Genomic DNA, 23,671 nt, shown 5'->3' on the forward strand with positions numbered 1-23,671 from the left:
GTAAGGAATAGGTGTTTAAACAATTTAGCTGTTTTGTTAGAGGTTATTGATACCGCAAAATTAAAAAAAATATCAATACCTCCAAACAAAATCTGGCTTTTATTGATAGGAATCTATGTTTTTCTTCCTATTGGTGAGTCTCTTGGCAAGAAAATAGATCAGTGCGATTGCACATAATGTCATGATGACCGCCTTGATGTATTCGCCATATTCAAGAATTTTGTCATTGAGTTGTTCTTGAGGCACAATGGAGTGGAGATACCATCCCAATGTGGCGAGGACAAGGTTCCAGCATCCCGCGCCAATGGTTGTATAGAGCAGAAACTTCCAATAGGTCATCTTGGAAAGACCGGCAGGAATGGAAATGAGATGCCTGATGCCGGGGACGAGGCGCCCCGTAATGGTTGCCACCATACCGTGTTTGTTGAAATAGGCCTCGCTGTTTTCCACTTTTTTTTGATTGAGCATACATAGGTGTCCGAAACGACTGTTGGCAAACCGATAGATAACGGGCCTGCCAAGGAAATAACCGGCAAGGTAGTTGATCGTAGCGCCGACGTCGGCACCCAGCGTCGCAAAGAGAATGACGAGAAAGATGTCAAGGTTGCCGCCAGCGGCATGATAGGCTGCCGGCGCCACCACCAGCTCCGACGGTACGGGTATCACGGTACTCTCCAGCAACATGAGGATGAAAACGGTGCCATAATTCAGGTTGCTAAGTAATGTCGATATAATATCCATACGTAATCTTTAAACTAATGATTGGTCCTGATGATTTAATTGTTGTCTGATAGTCGCCCCCGCTTACCAAACGGATGATGGACCGCATAATTATAAAACTCTCTCACGGGCATGCCGTTTGGGAATACATCTGATAGTTCCCGCTGAATGCCTATGGGATTGCGCTCTGTAGCCTTCTTGAGATCAGCAAGGAACTCTTCCTGCAAGCCGAGTTCATAGTCGGTGCGGACAAGATATGCCCAGAAGTCTGTAAAATCCCTGCTTTTGGATGAGGCGGCGAGCTTTCGCAGAATGTCGTGTGCTGTTTGCATGTCATTGCAATCGAAGAAGCAATATGCGATGTAATAGAGCGTATTGTCCTTTTCGCTGTTGCTGGTCATCTCAAGAGCTTTCTCAAAACAAGAACTTGCTGTTTGCGTATCTTGGGTAAGAAGGTATATATATCCTTTGAGGATGAGTGAGTCTACTGTTGCCCCGCCGGTGATTTTCTCCAGTTCATCGACTATCTGAAACGATTTTTTATACTGTGAGAGTGATGCGAATACGAGGCACATGTTTCTGTATATTTCCAGTTTGTTGGCCGATTGGGTCGAGCACAGGCGAGCAGCCCTCTTCCAATGTGAGAGTGCTACTTCCAGCTGATTTTCGTTCATATTGACGGCAGCAATGCCCATGTCAGCTATCTCACTTTGCGGTTGCAGGCGTTGATAGTGCTCATAACATTTCTCAGCGTCTTTGCTGTTGCCTAACATCATCAGGCAGTTGGCTTTGTTGAGGATAGCATCAGCGTCGTCAGGATCGATGGCAAGGGCATAGTCGCTGCTCTCGAGGCTGCCACTAAGGTCATTGGAGAGATATTGGGCTGAGGCAAGAAGGTTCCAATAGCCATTGTTGAAAGGCACTCTGTCGATGAGCTCATTGAAGATCCGCAGGCTTTCCTGCAGCTTGCCATTGTTCATAGAGATTCTGCCTTTGAGCTCAATGTAGTCGTTGCAATCGGTATCCTCGCATTTCCTAAGCCACTCTGCGGCGAGGTCATATGCCTCGTAATCGGCAAAGAGCGTAGCAACATCAAGACAGTAGTCCTCGGTGTCATCCTCATCAAGGATCTTTTCTCTTGCCGTGAGATAAGCCTCCGCATCGTCTAAACGATTGTCAGCGATCATTATCTCGGCAATGATGTAGAAGTATTCGAGGTCATTTTTATCGTCAATCATCTCGGCATAGCGCATCGCCTCGTTGACATCGTGATAGATGAGTATCGATACTCTGGCTTTAAAGGCAAGCGGCTCCGTGGCCCCCGGAAAGATGCAGAGGGCTGCTTTAATGGCTTCCAAAGCCCCGGGGAGGTCGCCGTGCAGATGGTAATACTCTGCTATGTCGGTGAAATCCTCTGGCTCAAGATACACGGAAGTGTGTGCTTCACGTGCCTCCTCGTATTTGCGGAGATTGTCTTTAAACTCTTTTGTGAAAAAGATGTTGTCGCTCAAACTATATTATTTTTTGATTTGTTTTGCCCAGATGTCTTTTAAGCCCACGGTCTTGTTGAACACCGGTGCGTCATCTGTGGTGTCTGGGTCTGCCATGAAATAACCAGTCCGTTGGAACTGAAGATACTGTCCTGGTTTCATGGTAGCTGCAAAGCGCTCCACATAGCAGTCTTTATATACATGCAGCGAGTTGGGATTGAGCAATTCGCGGAAGTCACGGTCGTCGGCTGACGGGTTTTCCACGTTGAAGAGCCTGTCGTATTCTCTCACCTCTGCCTTGACGCAGTCATCGGCATTCACCCAGTGCAGCGTGCCTTTGACCTTCCGGTTGGCTCCCGGCATGCCACTCTTGCTGTCAGGATCATACTCGGCCTGGATCTCAATGATGTTGCCATCAGCAGCTTTCGTACAGCCTGCACATCTCACGATATAGGCATTTTTCAGGCGTACTTCCTTTCCGGGTGTCATGCGGAAGAACTTCTTCGGTGCATCTTCCATGAAGTCAGCTCGCTCAATCCATAGGTTGCGTGAGAAAGAAATGGTATGGCTTCCCGCAGTCTCATCTTCGGGGTTATTGATGGCCACCATCTCTTCGGTCCGCCCTTCGGGATAGTTGGTCAAAATGAGTTTGATGGGATCGATGACAGCTGAGACACGCGTAGCTCTCTTATTGAGATCCTCACGCACGGCGGCCTCTAAGAGAGCCATATCGTTGAGTGCGTCAAACTTGGTATAGCCAATGGACTGGATGAAGGCCTTGATGGATTCTGGCGAATAGCCCCGGCGGCGCATACCGCAAAGGGTAGGCATGCGGGGATCGTCCCAGCCGTTGACAAGATGCTCGTCGACAAGCGTGTGCAGCTTTCGTTTCGACATTACCGTGTAGGTAAGGTTAAGACGATTGAACTCGATCTGTCTTGGACGGTTGTCGTCAAGAGCCTCTGCGGCCGTGCCGTCATACTCTTTCAGGTAGTCAATGAACTTATTGTAAAGCGGGCGGTGCGGCACAAATTCCAGCGTGCAGATGGAGTGGGTCACGCCTTCGAAGTAGTCGCTCTGTCCGTGCGCAAAGTCATACATGGGGTAGCAGTGCCACTGGGTTCCTGTGCGGTGATGAGGTGTCTGGATAATGCGGTAGATCACGGGGTCGCGGAGGTGCATGTTGGGATTGGCCATGTCGAGCTTAGCGCGGAGCACCATGGAGCCTTCCACGGCTTTGGCAGTGTTCATGTGATTGAAAAGCCGGAGGCTTTCCTCTACGGGACGGTCCCTGTAAGGACTGGGTGTGCCGGGAGTGGTGGGTGTGCCCTTCTGCGCGGCAATCTGTTCTGAGGTCTGCTCGTCAACGTAGGCATGGCCTTGCTGGATCATCCAAATGGCAAAGTCCCAAAGTTTCTGGAAATAGTCGGAAGCATAATAGATGTGTCCCCACTTGAATCCTAACCACTGTATGTCGTTGAGGATGTTTTCAACATATTCGGTATTCTCCTTGGAAGGATTGGTATCGTCAAATCGCAAGTTGCATACTCCGCCGAACTCCTCTGCAGCCCCAAAGTCCATACAGATGGCCTTGGCGTGACCGATATGAAGATAACCGTTGGGCTCGGGTGGGAAACGTGTCTGTATGTGTCCGTGGTTCTTGCCTTCCTGAAGATCTTTGTTGATAAGCTCTTCAACGAAACTCATGCTGCGCTTCTCTTCTTTCTCGTTCTCTTCTTTTATTATCACCATTGTCTTGTTTACTTTATCTATGCTGCAAAGTTAGTCATTTTCCCCTACATTATTAATCGATGTAGAAGAAATCTTAAAAAATATTGGCTTAAACTATTGCACATTTCGGAAGAATATGTTAACTTTGCCAATGTTATCCTGAATACAATCTTTTTACCTTAAGAAGACTAATACCTATTGAAGGAAATGGCGCCTGCTGTGAAGCAGCCGCCATTTCATTTTTCTGGCATCTTGAAGTCTCCTCCGATGCCTGATGAATTTTCCCTCAAAATGAATTTTCTGATTTCCTGTATCACATTGCCATTCCCCCACGATGGAATGGTACTGCGTCTACGGCGTATACGCATTGCCTTTACGGTGTAATCGCATTGCCTTTACAGTGTAATCGCGTTGCCTTTACAGTGTAATCGCGTTGCCTTTACGGTGTAGACGCAAGACAGCACTAATAAGAAATGCCGCGGACATTGGTTGACCGCGGCATTGATCGTGTTTTTCTCGTATTTTATTTTATGCCTCTTTGATTAAGGGCTACTGCATACCTTTTCGCGTTTGCCATGTGCTCTTCATAGGTTACTGCAAAATCGTGGGTGCCACTAAAGTCTGGCTTTGCGCACATATAAAGATAATGATGGTGTACCATGTTGAGGACGGCATCTATTCCCGCGATTGATGCCACTCGGATAGGCCCTGGAGGCAGGCCCGGATTGGTGTAAGTGTTGTAGGGACTCTTGATGAAAAGCATATTCTGATAGATGCGCTTTAAGGCAAAATCTTTCAGTGCGAATTTGATGGTTGGGTCTGCTTGCAGGGGCATGCCTTGTGGATATTTCTTATCACGCAACATGAGGCGGTTATAGTACATGCCGGCAATCATGGGCTTCTCCGCGTCATTGGCGGTCTCTTCGTCGACGATACTTGCCAGCGTGCAGACCTGCAAGGGATTGAGATTCAGGCTCTTTGCTTTCTTCAGCCTTTCCTCATCCCAGAATTTGTCGCATTCTTTTTTGATGCGTTGAAGCAGCCCGTCGGTGGTAGTATCCCAATAGATGTCATAGGTATTGGGTACGAACATTGCCGCGATGGTCGCTGTGTCGTAGCCGTATTTCTGGCATTCAGCCTCATCGGTCAGCGCCTTTTCGATCTGGATGCTGTCGATCATGAGCTTTTTGCCCAGTGCCCCTGCCATATCCTGCATAGTGCGCACGCTTGGTACAACGAGGTTGAGAGGGTCCTGCATACCATTTTTAAGGTGGCGGAAAACCACGAAGGCACCCATTGACGGTTTCAGCGCATAGCGGCCGGTTCGCACATGGTGAATGAGGTTGCTATGGCGTGCGAGAATGTTGAATGCCTGAAAGCAATGCGTTTCAGAAATGGGCTTGAGCTTTGCGGACAGTGAATCAAAGTTGTCGTCTTTGTCCACATAGACATATTCTGTAGCGCTCTTGCCGGTAAATGAAGTGAAAAAATAAAAGTATGTCAGGCCGATCAGGGCCAGTACACACACTGTTGCAAGGATAAGATGCCTCTTGCCTAACTGATGTGTCATTGTCTTTTGCTTGTTGAATCTTTTTCATGTGCAAAGTTACTTCAAATCAAGGATATGGCAAAATAATTGTGTTTTTTCTTTTCTTGCATGAGGAACTATAATATAATGTGTAACTTTGCAGTGCAAAATCTTAGTAGAAATGAGATACGACAGTTATATTTTCGATTTGGATGGCACCCTTCTCAATACGCTTGATGACCTTGCTGGAAGCTGCAACTATGCCTTACGCACTTTCGGGTTGCCTGAGCACAGCATTGATGATGTGCGGCGCTTCGTGGGCAATGGTGTGCGCCTTCTGATGACGCGCGCTATCCCCGGCGGTGAAAGCTATTCCAGGTTTGAGGAATGCTATGCGTGTTTCCGGCAGCATTATCTTCATCACAATCTCGATACTACCGCACCTTATCCGGGTATCATGGAGATGATAGCAGCACTTAACGCCCAAGGCAAGCGGATTGCGGTTGTAAGTAATAAGTTTTATGAGGCCACGCAGGTCCTGGTGCGTCATTTCTTTGGGGAGGAAATAAAGGTGGCCATAGGGGAACGCCCTGATATTCACAAGAAACCGGCTCCAGATACAGTGAACGAGGCCCTGCGCCAAATGGACATGCCCCGCTCTTCTGCTGTCTATATTGGCGATAGCGATGTAGATGTAGAAACGGCACGCAACAGTGGCATGCCGTGTATCAGTGTGCTCTGGGGCTTCCGCGACCGTGACTTTCTGTTGGCCCATGGAGCTACGACCCTTGTAGAGACCCCAGCCCAAATATTGGATATTTAGTTTTTACTCCTTTTCTGCAAGGGGCATCTTCCGTATACGGTCGAGATGGCGGCCGCCTTCAAAGTCGGTGGAGAGAAATTCGTCCAGGATCTTCGTTGCCATACCGTTATCAATAAATCTTCCAGGCATGACAAGAACATTGGCATCGTTATGTTGCCGGATAAGATGCGCGATCTCTGGAATCCAGGCAAGTCCGGCGCGGATAGTCTGGTGCTTGTTGAGGGTCATGGCCATGCCTTCTCCTGAGCCGCAGATGCCAATGCCAGGGTAGACCTCGCCCTGCTCAATGCCTCGAGCCAAGGCGTGGCCATAGTCAGCGTAGTTGCAGCTCTGCTCGCTATAGGTACCATAGTCTTTGTAAGCGATGTGTCTCGCGTCAAGATATTGCTTGACAAATTGCTTGAGCTTGAAACCGGCGTGGTCGGAAGCGAGCCCAATGGTCTTTATTTCCATTTCAATCAGAGGTTTAATAATAGTTATATGTATGTTTTGCCTACTATCATTGTATAATTTTCGTCATAGCCAGGGATGAGATGAGGCCGTCGGGGTTGACGGTAGCCTTGATTTTGTAGGTGGCGTGTTTCTCTTTTGTGGGGTCCGTGCGCTGAATGTCCTGTGTGACTGAGATGGAAACAGTGTATTCGTATTCCTCCTGCCCAACCTCTCGCTTGTCAACTTTCATATCGTTGCCCAAGCGCCAGGTCATCCCGGTGATGTCGTCTTTGTATATTTTTTGTAGGAAGACGGTGGCATCAGCCTTTGTGGCATCGGCTTTGCCAAGGAAGTTGGACATGACAGGGGCGACAGAGGCCTGCAGCGAGGCATCGTCGTTGGCGTTTACTGCCTGGAAGAAGTGCCTCAGTGCAGCCGTGACCATCACTTTCTCATCAGGTTGAACAGTGCTTGCCTTAAGTTTCCGGATAGCTGCATTGGCATCGTCCACGTGTTCACCGTTGGCGTGCTCGTCAAGATAGGCTTGCAGCTCGTCAAGCGTATTGCTCTTGGAAGCGAAAGCCCAGTCGATAGAGTCAATCTTATGCTGTGCCTCAGCTTTATGCTCTGAATCAGGATGCCTGTTCAAGTAGTCAAGCAGGGCCTGCTTGGATCCGTTCACCACAGCATTGGTCCAGTCTGTATCATTCTGTTTTAAAGCCTGCAGATGTGCCTGAATGGAATCGATATGCTCCTCGGGGGCGTCCTTATAGTTGTCGAGATAGGTCTGCAAGACGAGTGGATCATCACTCTTCATGGCATATTCGTAAGCATCCTCTTCTTTCGAGGTCTTAGCATTGTTGTAAAAATAGAAGCAGACTGCGCACAGAATCACGACGAGAATGCAGGCAGCGATAAGCGCACCATGATTGTTCTTCTTCTTCGTTGGAATGGGGGGCGGCGTTTGGGAGTTGTTATGAGAACCGTTTCCAGAGGGTGGATTCTGTCTATGAGGCGGATTCTGCCCTATTTGGGGAGAATCCGGTTGAGCCTGTTGTGCTGTTTGTTCTGAGAAGACATCTGAGGTCGGGATGGTGGAAGTACCCTGAGCTGCTAATGTGTTGTCTGTACGTTCAGAAAGCCTTGTGAGGTGATGGCAATTGGGACACATCTCTTGATCTTTAAAGTAGAATTCACCACATTGGGGACATCTGATGATTTTTCCGGCTATTGCTACACCACAATTCGGACAAAAAGGAGCCTTGTCGCTTATCTGCCGCCCACATTCGGGGCATTTGATTATTGCCATAACGTTATGAAATGCTTGTATGAATTTATTTATTCTTGATTTTTCTGCTGCCTGGGGTTAAGACAGTCAATGATGACAAGAAGGTCTCATCGGTGCCTGAAGCGAATCTCTCTTAGCTTGTGTTTTCCCATGAAACGGCTCTTGTCAACATATCCGTTGATTCCGTCGAGATGTCCTTTTCCAGTATATTGCCATAGCAGATAGTCTTTCCCATCTGTTAATATTGGCGGTTGTGAGGAGTATTGAGCTATCATCAGTTTGTAGTCATCAAGCAAGCCTTGCAAGTTGGCATTGTAAAAATTGGTGCCTGTATAAACAAGCGGACGCTGTCGGTAAGCCTTTTCAACAAGCGTGAGAAAACGGGACAACGAATCACGAAAGGCTTCCCTTGAAAGCCCGCTGCGAGCCTCTACGTCTATCATGGGCAAAAGATCCTGGTCACCTGGCCGGCACTGTGCCATAAAGTTGCGTAACTGTTCTTCCTGTGAATTATTTGGGCGATAGAAGTGGTAAGAGCCTACTTTCAGGCCATAGCTGTGTGCGAGATCAATATTTTGTTTGTATTTTCCGTCTATTTTCGTCCCCCCTTCTGTAGCTTTGAGATAGACATAGGCCATCTTACTCTTGCCAATCGTTTCCCAAAACACATTGCCCTGATAATGGCTCAGGTCAATGCCGTGTATATGTCTGCAAGTGTCCTCACACTCTACACGTGCGTCTTGTGCGAAGGTGACCGTATAGAGAGCCATGCATATAACTGTCAGAATGATGCGTTTCATATTGCAAAGATACGAAAACTATTTCGAATAGAGCGAATATCTTTCTCTGTTTTTTTGAATATAAGAGTGGAGTTCCAGCTTGTTTCTCGAATCTTTTATTACCTTTGCATGGAAAAATAAAAGGATGGATGAAATGATCAAAGAAGATTTTATCGAAATAAAGGGAGCCAGGGTTAATAACCTGAAGAACATTAGCTTGCGTATTCCACGGAACAAGTTGGTCGTCATGACGGGAGTGTCAGGCTCTGGCAAGTCAAGTTTAGCCTTTGATACACTTTACGCTGAGGGACAACGGCGGTATGTTGAAAGTCTATCTTCTTATGCCCGTCAATTTCTGGGCCGGATGAAGAAGCCGGAATGCGATTACATCAAGGGATTGCCACCTGCTATTGCCATTGAGCAGAAGGTCGCTGCACGCAATCCGAGATCTACTTTGGGGACTTCGACGGAGATTTATGAATACCTTCGCTTGCTTTATGCACGTATAGGACGCACTATCTCTCCTGTTAGTGGGCAAGAGGTAAAGAAAGATACGGCCCAGGATGTTGTTGACAAGGTGCTGACAATGTCGGAGGGTACAAAGATCATGGTTGTTGCTCCTATCTCACCTACGCCAGATCGTTCGCTCACACAACAGTTACAGACCTATCAGAGGGAAGGCTATACGCGGGTCCTGGAAAAGGGTGAGGTTCAGCGAATCGAGTATTTGCTGGATGATATGTCGACGGTATCCGATGAGGATGTTTATCTGGTGATAGACCGTTTGGGTGTTTCTTCGGCTAAAGATGTCGTTTCACGTCTTACGGACTCTGTGGAGACGGCGATGTATGAAGGTCATGGAGCATGCCGTATAGTGATAGTTCCGTCGAATATCAGTTATGATTTTTCTTCGAGATTTGAGGCGGACGGCATCACATTTGAGGTACCAAACGACAATATGTTCTCATTCAATTCACCGGCAGGCGCTTGTTCTATGTGTGAGGGATTTGGCAGTGTCATTGGTATTGATGAACGACTTGTTATCCCTAATTCATCCCTCTCTGTATACGATGGTTGCGTGCAATGCTGGCATGGAGAAAAGATGAAAGAATGGCAAGAAGAGTTCTGTCGGCGGGCAAAAGCAGTTGATTTCCCCATATTTACACCATACTATGAGCTCTCTCGAAAGCAAAAAGACATGCTGTGGCATGGCCTGCCAGGAGATGTGAATGCTAACGGCAGTCTGAAGGCAAGTGCCGTGTGCATCGATGCTTTCTTTCAAATGGTGAAAGAAAATCAATATAAGATTCAGTATCGTGTGCTGATGAGCCGCTATCGTGGAAAAACCGTGTGCCCTGTTTGTCATGGTACACGATTGAGAAAGGAGGCTACGTGGGTGAAAATCAATGGAAAGGCCATTACCGATCTCGTAGAAATGCCAATCAATAGGCTGAAGGAGTGGTTTGATCAGCTTACTCTTACAGAGCACGAACAGCAAGTATCAAAACGCCTGATGGCAGAGATACGGTCGCGATTGACATTCCTCGTCGAAGTGGGGTTGGGCTATCTTACTCTTGGGCGTAGAGCGAGTACCCTTTCGGGTGGTGAAAGCCAGAGAGCACGTCTAACTACATCGCTTGGCTCTCCACTTGTGGGTTCCCTTTATATTTTAGATGAGCCAAGCATCGGCCTCCACAGCCGAGATACTGACAGATTGATTCATGTACTTCGGGAGTTACAGCAAGAAGGAAACACCGTGATTGTAGTAGAACATGACGAGGAAGTGATGCGTTCGGCCGACTGGCTCATTGACATTGGACCTGATGCGGGCAGAAATGGCGGTGAAATCGTATGTAGTATGATTCCACATCCGCAAGCCGAATCAGCTTCTTCGGAAAAGAGCTTCTGGGATAATGCTGTACGGGAATTTCCCAAAAGCTATACAGTAAAGTATCTTGCAGGGGAAGAGCAAATTGCTGTTCCCTCATCTCGTCGGCGTTGGAATCAAAGCATTCTGTTAAAAGGCTGTCGTATGAACAACCTTAAAGGAGTGGATGCCAGCTTCCCGCTCAATGTGCTCACAGCTGTCACTGGTGTATCGGGCTCAGGAAAGTCAAGTTTGGTGAAGGGTATTCTCTATCCAGCTTTGAAACGTAGGCTTAATGAAGTGGCTGATCAGCCAGGCGAGTATTCTACAATGGAAGGCGATTGGAATGCCGTGAGGCATGTGGAGTTTGTAGACCAAAACCCTATAGGCAAGAGCACAAGGTCTAATCCGGCAACTTATTTAAAGGCTTATGACGCTATCCGTCAGGTCTTTGCAGATCAGCCACTTGCCAAGCAGATGGGATTCACTCCACAGTATTTCTCATTTAATGCGGAAGGTGGGAGATGCGAAGAGTGTAAAGGTGCCGGTGTCATAACGGTTGAGATGCAGTTCATGGCCGACCTCACGTTAACCTGTGAGGCATGTCATGGCAAGCGGTTCAAGAAAGAAATACTTGACGTGTTGTATCATGGAAAGAATATTGATGATGTGTTGAACATGACCGTAGACGAGGCTATTGAATTCTTTTCAAAATACAAAGAGAAAACGGTTGTAAGTCGTTTGCTTCCTTTGCAGCGGGTGGGAATAGGTTATATTCAACTTGGACAGAGCTCCTCAACACTCTCCGGGGGTGAGAACCAGCGTGTTAAGCTTGCCTATTTCATCGGTCAGGAGAAGCAGGAACCTACCTTATTTATTTTTGATGAGCCGACAACAGGCCTGCATTTCCATGATATTGAGAAGCTCCTTAATGCTTTCAATCAGCTTATCGAACGTGGACACACGGTCTTGGTGATAGAACACAATCTTGAAGTGATCAAGAATGCTGACTGGGTCATTGATTTAGGCCCCGATGGAGGTAACGCCGGTGGCAGGATCGTGGCAGAAGGTACCCCGGAAGACATCGTAAAGAAAGGGGAAAGCATCACTGGCCGATACTTGAAAGATAAGCTTTGAGGCTGCGTTCTTAATTTTTTTTGTACTATCAATATGAAAAGTTTCGAGATGTTTTGGCTAACTTTGTAGTAAAATAATAACAAGTAATGCTACATTTCGTATCTTTTGGCAGTGGAAGCAGCGGTAATTGCAGTATGCTATTCACTGATACAGAAGCAGTGGTGATAGATGCTGGAGTAGGGGTAAGGACGCTTAAAAAGTATCTCAAGAGTTATGGCCTCTCTTTGTTTAGTGCAGTTGGCATCATCATTACCCATGATCATGCCGATCATGTGAGGTCGGTGGGTTGCCTGAGTCAGGATTTTAATTTACCTGTTTTTGCCACATTGAGGGTACATGAAGGTATAGGTAGAAACTGGAGTGTAAGGAAGAAGATCTCTCCCGATTTAAAGCGCGTTATCATGAAAGACCAGCCTTTTCGGATGGGTGGCTTCCTTATTACTGCGTTCGGGGTGCCCCATGACAGTACTGACTGTGTAGGGTATGAAATCCATTATAATGACATCTCGTTTGTGATGATGACTGATATTGGGCATCTAACTGATGAGATGAAGAAATATATCTCGCACGCCAACTACCTTGTTATTGAGGCTGACTACGAGCAGCAAATGCTTGAGGCGGGTCCTTATCCTCAACATCTGAAAGAAAGGATTGCCGGTCCTTACGGCCATCAGAGCAATACAGAATGTGCTGAGGCGTTGGTGGAGTGCGCGACTCCTTCATTGAGGCATGTGTGGTTGTGTCATCTGAGCGATGAGAACAACCATCCGGACCTTGCCGAGAAATCGGTAAAGCAAATCTTGCGGGGGCATGGCATTGTCGCCGGTGATGATTCGGGGGCCGATTTCGCTCTTGACGTGTTGAAACGAAAGACGCCCAGCGAAGTCTATATATTGTAATCACTGCGCTCCTGTTACTAATATATAACTGATCCCACATATTATCAAATCATCTTTATAACATGGACAAACACCTATTGTTTCTCTTTTTTATGATGCTCATTGGAATCCACGCGTCTGCTTCTGATGAGATTCGTCTCGTTGTCGGCACTTATACAGGCAGTGGGAGCAAGGGTATCTATTCCTATTCTTTTAACCAATCCACCGGAGACGCCGTACCGCTCGATTCCTTGGCACTTACCAATCCTTCATATCTCACACCTTCCAGAGATGGCCGGTTCATTTATGTTGTCTCTGAAAATAATGACAATACGGCGGCACTGAGTGCTATTCAGTTCGATAAGGCTACTGGTGGAATGACTCTGCTCAATTCACAACTCACCGGCGGCGAGGATCCTTGCTATGTAGATGTCAATGGACAATTGGCATTGACAGCTAACTATTCAGGTGGGAGCATGAGTGTGTTCCCGATTCTTGCCAATGGGCGACTTGGAGCCCGCACACAGCTTTTCCGTGGTCATGTAGGCGGCCCTGACAAAAACAGACAGGCAACGGCTCATGTCCATTGTATCAGATTCTTTGGCAAAGACAATGTTTTCGTAACAGACTTCAGCGCTGATCAAATATTGGGTTTCAAACGTATTGGGACTAAGCTCATCCCTTTGGGCGTGATTGGTAAAGCCGACCGTGATTCGGGTTCACGTCATTTAGAGTTCTCTCATGATGGACGCTTTGTTTATCTCATCAGCGAGCTGTCTGGCAATGTCACTGTTTTCCATTGTCGGAAGGGAAAGCTGACGAAGCGGCAGGTGATAGCTTCTGATACAGTGGGCGCGCGTGGAGCTGCCGATATCCACCTGTCACCTGATGGCCGTTACCTCTATTCCAGTAACCGATTAAAGGCTGATGGTATCACAATCTTTAAGGTGAATTCTAAGGACGGGACATTGACACGGACAGGTTATCAGCCAACAGGTATCCATCCCCGAAACTTTAATATCACTCCAAACGGGCGGTTCTTGCTCGTGGCGTGCCGTGACAGTAATCTCATTCAAGTGTTCGCAATAGACTCCAACACGGGCTTACTTACGGATATGCATAAAGATATACACTTGGGCAAGCCTGTCTGTGTGAAGTTTATTTGAGACTGAAGTCAGGCTGTGTTGCCTGTCAGGATGTCTTATGGATACGCACACAGTCGGGCTCCGTGATCCTCGCAGCTCTTGATGGAGTCTTTACCAGCAATCTGTCCATTCTCTTCATACAGGGAGTACTTGCTATACTGGCTTTTGCACTCAGCTTTCTGAGTTAGTAGTTGGTAATAGGAAGTTATTCTCATTTCTCCTTTCATTCAATGCGTCTACACCATAAAGGCAATGCGATTACACCATAAAGGCAATGCGATTACACCGTAAAGGCAATGCGATTACACTGTAAAGGCAATGCGGTTACACTTTACTCTCCGGGTGAATACACTACAACCTTATTTGACGATGACCTTCACGTGCTGATAGCCCATCGTATGAAGAAGTGTTGACACCTGTTGCTGCGCGTTTGTCTCTGCCTTCCTGATATTGTCTGTTGTTAGACAGCGTTGTCTCATGCGTCTGATAGCCTTTCTTGTGAGTGCGGCTCTGTCGGCCTCTGTCCATGAGCCGTCCTCAATAAAGGATCGTGTGCGCGCTTCGTCGATAAAACGCTCATCAAGGAGCTGAATGGGTGGAAGCTTGACGATGATGGTGTCGTGGTCTGTCGTGATGAAGTCCTTCTTGGCTCTGCTTAGGTCAGCGCCGAGTCGGAGAGTGCCGTAATAGATGCGTGAGAGTTCATAGTCTCCGAACAGTCCATGGCGGACAGTATCGACAATCTCCTCGTCACTGATGGTCAAGAACTCCCATTGACCAATATCTTTGATGTGTACAATCTCAACGGGAGTAGGACTGATCTGCCCGCTGTTGCCTATGCTGATCAATGGTTTCCTGTGAAGAAAGAACGCAAGGATCAACACGAGGACTAAGACGGCAGAAACGATGGCGGTTGTCGCCACGATACTTTTTTTCCTCATGCTTTATTAATTGAGTTGTCGGATAAGCGAGTTGTAGTCTTGTTGGGTGAAATCTTTGCGGAAGGTGACAGTGATCTGGCTTTCGTTAAAGCCCAGTTTCTCTGCTGCCGGTACAATGAGTCTTGTTGCACTGGCCTGTGCATCCTTGATGATTCCGGTATGTGAGAGACTTGAGAGAATGCTTCTTCGTCCTTGTTGCTGAATAGCGGTGATCTCGTTGTCGGTGAAATCGTGTCTCAGCAGCCCCACTTTCTGCTTTACGCCTTTGTGGTCAATTTCTGTTGCCGTGAGAGTTATCTCGGGGTCAGGAAGGACAATTTCGATCTGTTCCCCCTGCCTTTTGATGTCTGATGGCTTTATTTTGGATAAGTCGATACAGGCCTTTGCCGTGGCGGAAACAGGGATGGCAATGCGTCTGTCGCTCAGAGGCATGGCAAAGCGTATGTGGTGGTTCAGAAAATGACCATCGATAGTCGTGGTATCGTTGTAAACCAGGATTTTCCGCAGCTCATACTGTGAAGTGTACAGTTTAGAGCAAGCTGAAATGCTTGTTACCAGCAGTTGGATGGAGTCAGTCTGAGTCTCTCTTCGTGTGCCGGACAAATGATTTCTGTTGCATGAGGCAATCATGGCTAACAGTGGCAGGCAGAGACACAGGGCTTGTCTGATCGAGTTCTTCATGTTTTTTTGTAATATTATTACCGCAAAGTTAAAAAATAATCTACATTTTTATTACCTTTGCGAATAATTTATTTATACTGAATCCGAAAAGAGCCGATGAAGAAAGTCTTACTGTATAGTCTGTTGCCAATGCTTTTTATTGGAGCTACGTCGTGTAAGGAGAAGAGACAGAGTGATATCATCATCGCACGTAAGCCGGTGGTCATTAAGAAGAGCAGACCGCAGGTGATAGGTGATGCGGTGAGAAACACCCGTATCAATTGGGTGGGAGGCACGTACACGGTACGAGTTACCGTCAGGTGCGATACGTCCCTTCCTCTGGCTTCCGATGGAGATACCAAGTACTACGACAACCGAGTCAACATCCATATCAGCCGTTCAGACGGTTCATCATTCTTTGACCGGACATTTACAAAGTCGGACTTTAGTGGATATGTTGACAAGGCTTATTTTGAGGACGGTGCTTTGTTGGGGATCGTCTTCAACAAGGTTGAAGGCGAGTCACTGAAATTTGCTGCAAGCATTGGCAATCCAGACAGGTCCAGCGACGAGTTTGTTCCTTTGGAAATTGTCGTCAGCCATTTAGGCGGATTGTCTATACAAAAAAGTTCGGATATGGACAACGAGTGATCTCATTGTCCATATCCGTTATCTGTCGGGAAAGGATAGAATCTGATATGCTTTCTCAAAGCTCTTGGGATGCTTGCCTATGAGGCAAATATTGACCAGACAGTTGGCAAGCATTTCTGCGTCATTGAGGTCCACACCTCTGTCGCGACTTAAGTTCTTACCTATAATCACATCCCATGAGGCATCAAAATCGCGGTCTTCTGCACCTACATATTGTTCGTTTTCAGAAGAGCCTTTCATCAGTTTGTATTTAATGCCCTTCTTGGATGGTACCGGTGTCATTTCCAAAAGCATGTCCCAAGCCTTACGCAGTTGCGGGCGAAATTTCCCCGTACCGGGAAACATGTCGACAACGACGGGCATAATCTCATCAAACTCATAGGCTTGGAGCAAATCGTAAAGCCGCATATGATCTGATAATAAAGTTAACCTAAAACTTTGCCATCATGATGGCGTCAGCAGCGCACTCTTCCCCTTTATTGCCTAATTTGCCTCCGCTTCTGTCTTCAGCCTGTTGCTGGTTATCGGTAGTAAGTAAACCGTAGATGACGGGGATGTTTTGTGTGGCATTGAGATGAGCAATGCCGTAGGTGACTCCTTGGCAGATGTAATCAAAGTGGGGTGTTTCTCCGCGGATGACGCTTCCCAAGATGATGATAGCATCAAATCCATCGTTCTTTGACATTTGCTGGGCACCATAAATCAGCTCGAAGCTTCCCGGCACATGCTTGATATGGATGTTTTCGGGAAGAGCGCCGTGCTTCTCAAGAGTGTCGACAGCACCCTTAAGAAGCGATCCGGTGATTTCGTGGTTCCAGTCGGAGACCACAATCCCAAAGTTCATGTTGCTTGCGTCAGGAATATCGACGGGATGGAAGTCTGCAAGATGAAGAGCTGTTGCCATATTTATTTTGTTGTCCTCTCAATGTACTTGTCAATGTCATTGCTCTGAACTAAAGCAGAGTTGACGTACTTCTTCTTGATGTCTTGATAGATCTTATTGGCCTCGTCGGTCTTGTTTTGAGACTCAAGAAGCTCACCGGCCTGAAGCAGGAAAGTGGGTGAGAGACTGTTGTTGGTACTGTTGTCTGCCTTGCTGTCTGCCTTGCTTGCAGCATTCTTCAAGGTGCTGATGGCTTTGTCAATCTGGCCCACATGGGCATAGGCATTGCCTAAAGCCTCGATAGCGGCAGGGCTTACCATGGCATCGCCTTTAGGAGAATAGCTCTCAAGGTATTTGACAGCATCCTGCCATTTGCCAAGATTAGCATAACAGAGGCCTGCATAGAGATTGGCAAGATTTCCGGCATCCGTACTGCTATAATCGTCGGCGATCTTCACGAACCCTGTATAGCCTGCGCCATCGCCATTGAGAGCCTTGTCAAACTGGTCGGCGTTGAAATACTCCTGACCACGTGCCAAAGCCGTACTTGCCTTTTCTTGACGTGGCCGGCCGATGAATTGCTGATAGCAGAGCACGCCTGCCACGACGACAATGATGGCGATAATAACGCCACTGATCATCTTTTTGTTTCTCTCGAAAAATGCTTCCGATTTCACGGCTGCATCAAAAGTCTCCTTTTCGTTGTTGTTTGCCATTATTGTTTACTTGTTGTTTTTCGTGTTATGTTCTTGTTTCTGCACTCTCCTTTTCGGTAATTTGCCGCTATTGCATATTGCGTGGCAAAATTAGTCATTTTTGTTCAAACATTGAAATTTATAAGATTCTTTTTTTCATTTTGCCATATAAAAGGTAAGGTTTTTCCGACTATTTGCGCTAACTTTGTCGACAGTTATGATACTACAGAGACTTTCAATCATCAATTATAAAAACATTCGTCAGGCAGACATTGAGCTTTCACGAAAACTGAATTGTTTCGTCGGCAGCAATGGAGAGGGGAAGACCAATCTCCTGGATGCCGTTTATTATTTGTCGTTTTGCCACAGTTGTTTTTCCAATCTCGACAGTATGGTGATCAATCATGAACGGGACTTCTTCGTTATAGAAGGCAAATACCTTACGGAATCAGGGGCCGCGGAGCATGTCTATGCAGGAATGAAGCGTGGACGGCATAAGCATTTCCGACGGAATGGCAAGGAGTATAAGAAATTGTCTCAGCATATCGGCTTGATTCCGCTTGTTTTTGTCTCACCCTCAGACAACACCTTGGTGACCGGTGGAGGAGATGAGCGGAGACGCTTGCTGGATGTGGTGATTTCACAACTTGATCCCACTTACATTGAGGCATTGAATCGATACAACAAGGCCTTGCAGCAGCGAAACGCTCTCCTGAAAGCGGAGCAAGGGTTTGACTTAACTCTCATGCAGCTTTTAGAGGAGGAAATGGCATGCCAGGGCGAAATCGTGTTCGGAAAACGAAATGAGCTGATAGAAAACGTTGTGCCGGATTTCCAAAATGTATATACCCGTATATCCGGCGGCCGTGAACAGGTGTCTTTGAAGTATGTCTCTCATTGTCAACGTGGTCCATTGCTTGAAGTCATTCAGCATGACAGAGCGAAGGATGTGGCAGTGGGATATAGTCTGCATGGCGTTCATCGTGACGATCTTGAGATGCTGATAGATGGTTATCCCATTCGGAGAGAGGGAAGCCAGGGACAGACAAAGACTTATGTTCTTGCGTTGAAACTTGCGGTGTTTACCTTCCTGCGCCGCACATTCAGTGAGAAAACTCCACTTTTGCTCTTAGATGATATTTTTGACAAATTAGATGTTGAGCGGGTAGAGCAGATCATCCGCCTCGTGGCAGACAAGGGCTTCGGGCAGATTTTCATTACAGATACCAACCGAGAGCATCTGGACAAGATATTGAGTCATTCTGCGAACGAATATAAAGTGTTTGATGTGAATGAGGGAGAGGTAACAGAAAGGAACTAAATGACGGAGTTATGTTTAGACGCAATGTGAGGTCTTTGGATGATTTATTACAACAATTCATCCGTGATGAAGGTCTGGAGACGCCGCTTCTTCAAAAACGCATTATGGATGCTTGGGAGCAAGTGACCGGCAAGATGGTTGCGGATTATACGGAAGAAAAGCACATAAAGAATCAGGTATTACATGTGAAAATAACAAATCCTGCTTTAAGGCAGGATTTAAGTATGATGAGGTCCCAACTTACACGACGCCTCAATGAGGCAGTGGGAGGAATGGTAATCTCAGATGTCCGCGTGCACTGAACTGTCTGCCCGGCTTCTCAATTCTTGAAAGAATGGATGGGGGCAGGGATACGTCCTCTTCTGTCCACAAGTCTTTGGCTTGAGAAGCTGTTGACGGGCATTATGGGAGCATGTCCAAGCAGACCGCCCCATTCAATGGTTTCGCCTACGTGCTTCCCGATGATAGGGATAATGCGCACGGCAGTTGTCTTTTGGTTGACCATCCCTATGGCTGATTCGTCTGCAATGATACCGGCGATTGTTGTTGCAGGAGTGTCACCAGGTATAGCAATCATGTCGAGGCCTACTGAGCAAACGCACGTCATGGCTTCCAATTTTTCTATAGTCAATGCGCCGGCATTGACGGCGTCGATCATACCTTGATCCTCACTGACAGGGATAAAGGCTCCGGATAAACCGCCGACGTATGAACTGGCCATGATGCCTCCTTTTTTCACCTGGTCGTTGAGCAAGGCAAGTGCTGCGGTCGTGCCGGGAGCACCAGGCTGTTCCACTCCGATGCATTTGAGAATGTCGGCAACCGAGTCACCTACAGCTGGGGTGGGGGCAAGGGAGAGGTCAATGATTCCGAATGGCACATTGAGGCGGCGGCTGGCTTCTTGTGCAACGAATTGTCCAACGCGTGTGATTTTGAAGGCGGTACGCTTAATGGTTTCGCAAAGCGTTTCGAAGTTGGCGGTGGCGCTGTTGTCACTCTTCGCTTTTTGACAATCGATGTCCATTTGTTGCAGAGCCGCTTTAACGACACCTGGGCCTGAAACACCGACATTGATGATGGCATCAGCTTCACTCACACCATGAAAGGCGCCTGCCATGAAGGGATTATCATCTGGCGCATTACAGAAAACCACAAGTTTCGCTGGTCCAATACAATCCTTTTCCTTCGTTTCTTCGGCACAAGACTTGACGATATCCCCCATCAGTCGCACTGCATCCATGTTGATGCCCGTTTTTGTAGATCCTACGTTTACGCTGGAACATACCACATCGGTCGTAGCGAGAGCCTTGGGGATTGACCTTATTAGAAGCTCTTCGCTGTGGGTCATACCTTTACTGACAATGGCCGAATAGCCACCTAAAAAATTGACACCAATTTTTTTTGCGGCATCATCAAGCGTTTTGGCAATGGCAACATAATCATCGGTCGTTTTGCAGCAGGCAGCTCCAATCAGGGAAATGGGTGTCACACTGACGCGCTTGTGCACAATAGGAATGCCGATCTCACGTGAGATGGACTCGCCCGTCTTGACAAGGTCTTTTGCCAAGGTGGTTATTTTCTTATAGATTTTTTCACGGGTTTCCTTGAGACCAGAACAGGCACAATCGAGCAGACTAATGCCCATGGTAATGGTTCTGACATCAAGGTTGTCCTGTTCCACCATTCTTTTAGTCTCAAGAACTTCAGATGCTGTAATCATACTCAATAATAATCGTTAAAGTTTGACAGGATGCACCTCTTTAGATTCTATACATCTTATTAAAGATTTCTTCGAGTTGAATTTTAGCTTGTACGCCTTTGGATTTCCCTTCATCTTCGAGCTCAGTGCTGATGGTCTCAAAAGTCTTCTCTGTTTGTGTGAGGTCAACGATCATCATCATGTTGAAGTAGTTATTGACGATGTTCTGCGTGATGTTGAGAATGTTAATGTTGCTGCTGGCAAGGTAGGTACAAATATGGGCAATGATGCCCACAGTGTCTTTTCCTACTACAGTAATGATAGCTTTTGTCATATTATCAGTTCCTAATTGCATTTTCATTGCAAAGTTAATACTATATTATTAAATTATCAAAAAAAGCCAGGGGAAAAGTTGCAACTTTCAAATATTTTTCTTATATTTGCCACGTGAACAAAAGTATAATTCTTAAACCGTATTCATTATGAACAGTGTAGAATCTTTAAAGAATCTGGCAGGTATCTTTCAGGAAGAATTCCAGAAGATCAGTGACGATCCACATCCAGTTGAACATAAATTAGGTGGAGAAGTTTGGTATGAGTAATCACAGTAAAGTTTATGAGTTGCCCACTTTGGAGGCAATCAACGATTGAGGGCTGCACAAGTTTTTCTTGGTGCAGCCTTTTTTATTTAGGTATTTTGTTTAACTTTGCAGGCAAATAAGTAAGCCATTGAGAAGTAGAATTAGACTTTTTGCCCTTGCGATGATACTCTTGCTTATCGCGGGTTGTAGCGCGTCTAAATATGTACCTGAGAACAGGTACTTGTTAGAGGGAGTGGAGATACATGCTGACACGACAAATTTTGATGTATCCGGTTTTATTCCTTATGTAAGGCAGAAAGCTAACTCCAAATGGTTTTCGCTTTTCAAGATCCCATTGGGGACCTATTCCATTTCAGGTCGTGACAGTACACGGTGGATTAACCGGACATTGAAAAAAATAGGTGAGGCTCCTGTGATTTTCGATAGTGTCCAGGCTCGTCTCTCTGTGAACGACCTTTGCAATGCCATGAAGAACATGGGGTACATGCATGCTACTGTCAGTTTTTCCACAAAGAAGAAAGGCAAAAAGCTGACAGCTATCTATACTTTACATCCTGGGAATCTTTACTATCTGCGCAACATCACATATGATATCCAGGATAAAGAGATCGAGAAAGTACTTGAAAGCTACAATAATCAACATCTAAAAAAACAAGACAGAAAGAATTTTCTTGTTTCTGGAGAGGCCTTTACGGTTCAGTCGCTTGAGAATGAAAGAAAACGCATTACAGAGATACTCCTCGATTCAGGATATTATAAATTCCATAAGGACTTCATTCAGATTGACGCGGATACAGCTTCAGAAAAAAATGATGTTGACATAACTCTTCATTTGCTGCGGTACAGAGCAAATGACAATTCTTCTGAAGTCTCGCACCCACGCTATAAAATTGGCTCAATTAATTACTCTAGGGAAGCAGGTAAACTTCATTTGAGCAATAGTGTGCTTAACTCTGCAACACAACTAAGAGAGGGATGCTATTATAGTTCTTCCGCATTGGAAAACACTTATCGGAACTTAGGGCGTCTATCAGCAGTCAGATATACCAGCATTCAGCTTCACGAGAGGCCTGATACGGCACTCCTTGACTGTGACATTTTGCTGGATACGAGTAAACCTTCTACAATTGCGCTTCAGCCAGAAGGAACCAACACAGCTGGTGATTTGGGAGCTGCTATGTCGGTGACTTATCAAAATAGGAATTTATTTCATGGATCCGAGCTTTTCAGTACTGAACTTCGCGGTGCCTTTGAGGCCATCACAGGTTTGGAAGGTTATAGAGATGAGAATTTTATGGAGTGGAGTGCAGAAACAAAGCTGCAATTTCCTCGATTTATAGCCCCTTTCGTTTCCAAGGCTTTTCGGCGCCGGAGCACGGCTACCTCTGAGATGTCACTATCCTGGGATATGCAGAACCGGCCGGAATTTCACCGTCGAGTCTTTTCTGCAGCATGGCGCTATCGCTGGACATCATCAGACCGCCGCACCAGTTATCGTCTTGATGTGCCAGACCTTAACTATGTATACATGCCTTGGATAAGTGAGACATTTAAACATGACTACCTTGATAGTGTCAGTAATCGGAATGCCATCCTTCGCTACAACTATGAAGATCTTTTGATTATGAAGGTGGGATTTGGTCTTACTTTCAATAATGGAGTCGATGCATTCCGTTTCAATGTGGAAACAGCCGGAAATCTTCTCAATGCCTTGTCGGATGGGCTGCGCTTTAATAGAAATGACAATGGACAGCATACGCTCTTTGGAATTGCTTATGCCCAGTACGCCAAGTTTGACTTTGACTATACACGCCTTATCACATTTGATTCTCACAATTCCCTTGCTCTGCATACAGATTTTGGCATTGCCTATCCTTATGGGAACAGCAAGATACTTCCCTTTGAAAAGAGATATTTCTCTGGGGGTGCCAACAGTGTGCGTGGATGGAGTGTTAGAGAGTTAGGACCGGGATCGTTTAAGGGGAAAGGTGGACGCATTGATTTTATTAATCAGACAGGCGATATGAAGATTGACTTCAATGCGGAGTATCGAAGCTATCTTTTTTGGAAGTTAAATGGTGCCGCGTTTATTGATGCTGGCAATATTTGGACATTGCGTGATTATCCTGATCAGCCGGGCGGTCAGTTTAAATGGCAGACCTTTTTTAAGCAGATAGCAGTGTCTTATGGTTTGGGCCTTAGACTTAATTTCGGATATTTCATTCTCCGTTTCGATATGGGTATGAAAGCTATTAACCCTGCATATAGCAATCGTGAGGAGCATTATGCAATTCTCCATCCTGACTTTAGCCGTGATTTCAACTTCCATTTTGCAGTTGGAATGCCTTTTTAATCTTTTTTCTTGGGTATGTTGGGTATTTTTAATATCTTTGCCATCAGT

The 23,671-nt window shown here is 46.3% G+C and carries 22 protein-coding genes; 8 read left to right on the top strand and 14 right to left on the bottom strand.

The window, feature by feature from the left end; all coding sequences use genetic code 11:
- Positions 1–99: 99 nt before the first annotated feature.
- The 4 genes from PREMU_RS05805 to mltG all read right to left on the bottom strand — a co-directional run bounded on the left by PREMU_RS05805 (position 100) and on the right by mltG (position 5,511).
- The gene (locus PREMU_RS05805; RefSeq protein WP_007573843.1) at positions 100–741 is read right to left on the bottom strand and encodes a DedA family protein; all 642 of its coding nucleotides are present in this window, start codon (positions 739–741) and stop codon (positions 100–102) included.
- Between the two features lie 35 nt (positions 742–776).
- Positions 777–2,231 carry a tetratricopeptide repeat protein gene (locus tag PREMU_RS05810; protein ID WP_007573844.1) on the bottom strand — a complete coding sequence of 485 codons (1,455 nt, stop codon included), beginning with the start codon at positions 2,229–2,231 and terminating at the stop codon, positions 777–779.
- A 6-nt stretch (positions 2,232–2,237) separates the two neighbouring features.
- A complete protein-coding gene (locus PREMU_RS05815) occupies positions 2,238–3,962 on the bottom strand; it encodes a glutamine--tRNA ligase/YqeY domain fusion protein (RefSeq protein WP_007573845.1) in 1,725 nt (574 codons plus the stop codon).
- Positions 3,963–4,464: 502 nt separating this feature from the next.
- Positions 4,465–5,511 carry an endolytic transglycosylase MltG gene (mltG, locus tag PREMU_RS05820; RefSeq protein ID WP_007573847.1) on the bottom strand — a complete coding sequence of 349 codons (1,047 nt, stop codon included), beginning with the start codon at positions 5,509–5,511 and terminating at the stop codon, positions 4,465–4,467.
- Between the two features lie 139 nt (positions 5,512–5,650).
- On the opposite strand from mltG, the gene PREMU_RS05825 reads away from it, so the two are divergent.
- Complete coding sequence (locus PREMU_RS05825; protein WP_007573849.1) at positions 5,651–6,292, top strand: HAD family hydrolase; 642 nt, start codon at positions 5,651–5,653, stop codon at positions 6,290–6,292.
- Positions 6,293–6,295: 3 nt separating this feature from the next.
- Here the strand turns inward: PREMU_RS05825 and PREMU_RS05830 are convergent, their stop codons facing one another.
- The 3 genes from PREMU_RS05830 to PREMU_RS05840 all read right to left on the bottom strand — a co-directional run bounded on the left by PREMU_RS05830 (position 6,296) and on the right by PREMU_RS05840 (position 8,812).
- On the bottom strand, positions 6,296–6,745 hold the full coding sequence (locus PREMU_RS05830) for an RpiB/LacA/LacB family sugar-phosphate isomerase (RefSeq protein WP_007573851.1): 450 nt from the start codon (positions 6,743–6,745) through the stop codon (positions 6,296–6,298).
- A gap of 46 nt (positions 6,746–6,791) precedes the next feature.
- The gene (locus PREMU_RS05835; RefSeq protein ID WP_007573852.1) at positions 6,792–8,033 is read right to left on the bottom strand and encodes a zinc ribbon domain-containing protein; all 1,242 of its coding nucleotides are present in this window, start codon (positions 8,031–8,033) and stop codon (positions 6,792–6,794) included.
- An 86-nt stretch (positions 8,034–8,119) separates the two neighbouring features.
- Positions 8,120–8,812, bottom strand: a complete 693-nt coding sequence (locus PREMU_RS05840) for a glycoside hydrolase family 25 protein (protein ID WP_007573853.1) — start codon at positions 8,810–8,812, stop codon at positions 8,120–8,122.
- A gap of 133 nt (positions 8,813–8,945) precedes the next feature.
- Here PREMU_RS05840 and uvrA point away from each other — a divergent pair, with 133 nt between their 5' ends.
- The 3 genes from uvrA (at position 8,946) to PREMU_RS05855 (ending at position 13,839) form a co-directional block, all read left to right on the top strand.
- Positions 8,946–11,795, top strand: coding sequence for an excinuclease ABC subunit UvrA (uvrA, locus tag PREMU_RS05845; protein ID WP_007573854.1), 2,850 nt, complete (start codon positions 8,946–8,948; stop codon positions 11,793–11,795).
- A gap of 86 nt (positions 11,796–11,881) precedes the next feature.
- Positions 11,882–12,694: an MBL fold metallo-hydrolase gene (locus tag PREMU_RS05850; RefSeq protein ID WP_007573855.1), complete on the top strand. Its 813-nt coding sequence runs from the start codon at positions 11,882–11,884 to the stop codon at positions 12,692–12,694.
- Positions 12,695–12,756: 62 nt separating this feature from the next.
- Positions 12,757–13,839 carry a lactonase family protein gene (locus PREMU_RS05855; protein ID WP_007573856.1) on the top strand — a complete coding sequence of 361 codons (1,083 nt, stop codon included), beginning with the start codon at positions 12,757–12,759 and terminating at the stop codon, positions 13,837–13,839.
- A 338-nt stretch (positions 13,840–14,177) separates the two neighbouring features.
- Here the strand turns inward: PREMU_RS05855 and PREMU_RS14945 are convergent, their stop codons facing one another.
- Both PREMU_RS14945 and PREMU_RS14950 read right to left on the bottom strand, forming a co-directional pair.
- A complete protein-coding gene (locus tag PREMU_RS14945) occupies positions 14,178–14,759 on the bottom strand; it encodes a DUF4230 domain-containing protein (protein ID WP_007573857.1) in 582 nt (193 codons plus the stop codon).
- 6 nt (positions 14,760–14,765) lie between these two features.
- Entirely contained in the window at positions 14,766–15,440 is a 675-nt protein-coding gene (locus PREMU_RS14950; RefSeq protein ID WP_007573859.1) for a DUF4230 domain-containing protein, read from the bottom strand.
- Between the two features lie 96 nt (positions 15,441–15,536).
- On the opposite strand from PREMU_RS14950, the gene PREMU_RS05870 reads away from it, so the two are divergent.
- On the top strand, positions 15,537–16,070 hold the full coding sequence (locus PREMU_RS05870; protein ID WP_007573860.1) for a DUF4738 domain-containing protein: 534 nt from the start codon (positions 15,537–15,539) through the stop codon (positions 16,068–16,070).
- Between the two features lie 18 nt (positions 16,071–16,088).
- Here PREMU_RS05870 and PREMU_RS05875 read toward each other — a convergent pair whose 3' ends face one another.
- From PREMU_RS05875 to PREMU_RS05885, 3 genes are read right to left on the bottom strand one after another with little or no spacing between them, the layout of a single operon-like run.
- Positions 16,089–16,478, bottom strand: a complete 390-nt coding sequence (locus PREMU_RS05875; RefSeq protein ID WP_007573862.1) for a hypothetical protein — start codon at positions 16,476–16,478, stop codon at positions 16,089–16,091.
- A gap of 22 nt (positions 16,479–16,500) precedes the next feature.
- On the bottom strand, positions 16,501–16,974 hold the full coding sequence (gene ribH, locus PREMU_RS05880) for a 6,7-dimethyl-8-ribityllumazine synthase (protein WP_007573864.1): 474 nt from the start codon (positions 16,972–16,974) through the stop codon (positions 16,501–16,503).
- Between the two features lie 2 nt (positions 16,975–16,976).
- Positions 16,977–17,669, bottom strand: a complete 693-nt coding sequence (locus tag PREMU_RS05885; protein ID WP_007573866.1) for a tetratricopeptide repeat protein — start codon at positions 17,667–17,669, stop codon at positions 16,977–16,979.
- Positions 17,670–17,865: 196 nt separating this feature from the next.
- On the opposite strand from PREMU_RS05885, the gene recF reads away from it, so the two are divergent.
- Positions 17,866–18,969, top strand: coding sequence for a DNA replication/repair protein RecF (gene recF / locus PREMU_RS05890; protein ID WP_007573868.1), 1,104 nt, complete (start codon positions 17,866–17,868; stop codon positions 18,967–18,969).
- Positions 18,970–18,980: 11 nt separating this feature from the next.
- The gene (locus PREMU_RS05895; protein ID WP_007573870.1) at positions 18,981–19,271 is read left to right on the top strand and encodes a DciA family protein; all 291 of its coding nucleotides are present in this window, start codon (positions 18,981–18,983) and stop codon (positions 19,269–19,271) included.
- A 17-nt stretch (positions 19,272–19,288) separates the two neighbouring features.
- Here PREMU_RS05895 and PREMU_RS05900 read toward each other — a convergent pair whose 3' ends face one another.
- Both PREMU_RS05900 and PREMU_RS05905 read right to left on the bottom strand, forming a co-directional pair.
- Positions 19,289–20,689: a PFL family protein gene (locus PREMU_RS05900; RefSeq protein WP_007573872.1), complete on the bottom strand. Its 1,401-nt coding sequence runs from the start codon at positions 20,687–20,689 to the stop codon at positions 19,289–19,291.
- Positions 20,690–20,729: 40 nt separating this feature from the next.
- Positions 20,730–21,002, bottom strand: a complete 273-nt coding sequence (locus tag PREMU_RS05905) for an ACT domain-containing protein (protein WP_040558059.1) — start codon at positions 21,000–21,002, stop codon at positions 20,730–20,732.
- Positions 21,003–21,430: 428 nt separating this feature from the next.
- Here PREMU_RS05905 and tamL point away from each other — a divergent pair, with 428 nt between their 5' ends.
- Positions 21,431–23,623, top strand: coding sequence for a translocation and assembly module lipoprotein TamL (gene tamL / locus PREMU_RS05910; protein ID WP_040558060.1), 2,193 nt, complete (start codon positions 21,431–21,433; stop codon positions 23,621–23,623).
- The last annotated feature ends 48 nt before the right edge of the window (positions 23,624–23,671 follow it).

Origin of the sequence: Hallella multisaccharivorax DSM 17128 (assembly GCF_000218235.1) — a bacterium.
Classification (GTDB): domain Bacteria; phylum Bacteroidota; class Bacteroidia; order Bacteroidales; family Bacteroidaceae; genus Prevotella; species Prevotella multisaccharivorax.

Bases quoted from the DNA above. Each gene is read 5' to 3' on its own strand.
- PREMU_RS05805 (WP_007573843.1), bottom strand. From the start codon at position 741: ATGGATATTATATCGACATTACTTAGCAACCTGAATTATGGCACCGTT.
- PREMU_RS05815 (WP_007573845.1), bottom strand. From the start codon at position 3,962: ATGGTGATAATAAAAGAAGAGAACGAGAAAGAAGAGAAGCGCAGCATG.
- mltG (WP_007573847.1), bottom strand. From the start codon at position 5,511: ATGACACATCAGTTAGGCAAGAGGCATCTTATCCTTGCAACAGTGTGT.
- PREMU_RS05825 (WP_007573849.1), top strand. From the start codon at position 5,651: ATGAGATACGACAGTTATATTTTCGATTTGGATGGCACCCTTCTCAAT.
- PREMU_RS05830 (WP_007573851.1), bottom strand. From the start codon at position 6,745: ATGGAAATAAAGACCATTGGGCTCGCTTCCGACCACGCCGGTTTCAAG.
- PREMU_RS05835 (WP_007573852.1), bottom strand. From the start codon at position 8,033: ATGGCAATAATCAAATGCCCCGAATGTGGGCGGCAGATAAGCGACAAG.
- PREMU_RS05840 (WP_007573853.1), bottom strand. From the start codon at position 8,812: ATGAAACGCATCATTCTGACAGTTATATGCATGGCTCTCTATACGGTC.
- uvrA (WP_007573854.1), top strand. From the start codon at position 8,946: ATGATCAAAGAAGATTTTATCGAAATAAAGGGAGCCAGGGTTAATAAC.
- PREMU_RS05850 (WP_007573855.1), top strand. From the start codon at position 11,882: ATGCTACATTTCGTATCTTTTGGCAGTGGAAGCAGCGGTAATTGCAGT.
- PREMU_RS05855 (WP_007573856.1), top strand. From the start codon at position 12,757: ATGGACAAACACCTATTGTTTCTCTTTTTTATGATGCTCATTGGAATC.
- PREMU_RS14945 (WP_007573857.1), bottom strand. From the start codon at position 14,759: ATGAGGAAAAAAAGTATCGTGGCGACAACCGCCATCGTTTCTGCCGTC.
- PREMU_RS14950 (WP_007573859.1), bottom strand. From the start codon at position 15,440: ATGAAGAACTCGATCAGACAAGCCCTGTGTCTCTGCCTGCCACTGTTA.
- PREMU_RS05870 (WP_007573860.1), top strand. From the start codon at position 15,537: ATGAAGAAAGTCTTACTGTATAGTCTGTTGCCAATGCTTTTTATTGGA.
- PREMU_RS05875 (WP_007573862.1), bottom strand. From the start codon at position 16,478: ATGCGGCTTTACGATTTGCTCCAAGCCTATGAGTTTGATGAGATTATG.
- ribH (WP_007573864.1), bottom strand. From the start codon at position 16,974: ATGGCAACAGCTCTTCATCTTGCAGACTTCCATCCCGTCGATATTCCT.
- PREMU_RS05885 (WP_007573866.1), bottom strand. From the start codon at position 17,669: ATGGCAAACAACAACGAAAAGGAGACTTTTGATGCAGCCGTGAAATCG.
- recF (WP_007573868.1), top strand. From the start codon at position 17,866: ATGATACTACAGAGACTTTCAATCATCAATTATAAAAACATTCGTCAG.
- PREMU_RS05895 (WP_007573870.1), top strand. From the start codon at position 18,981: ATGTTTAGACGCAATGTGAGGTCTTTGGATGATTTATTACAACAATTC.
- PREMU_RS05900 (WP_007573872.1), bottom strand. From the start codon at position 20,689: ATGATTACAGCATCTGAAGTTCTTGAGACTAAAAGAATGGTGGAACAG.
- PREMU_RS05905 (WP_040558059.1), bottom strand. From the start codon at position 21,002: ATGACAAAAGCTATCATTACTGTAGTAGGAAAAGACACTGTGGGCATC.
- tamL (WP_040558060.1), top strand. From the start codon at position 21,431: ATGATACTCTTGCTTATCGCGGGTTGTAGCGCGTCTAAATATGTACCT.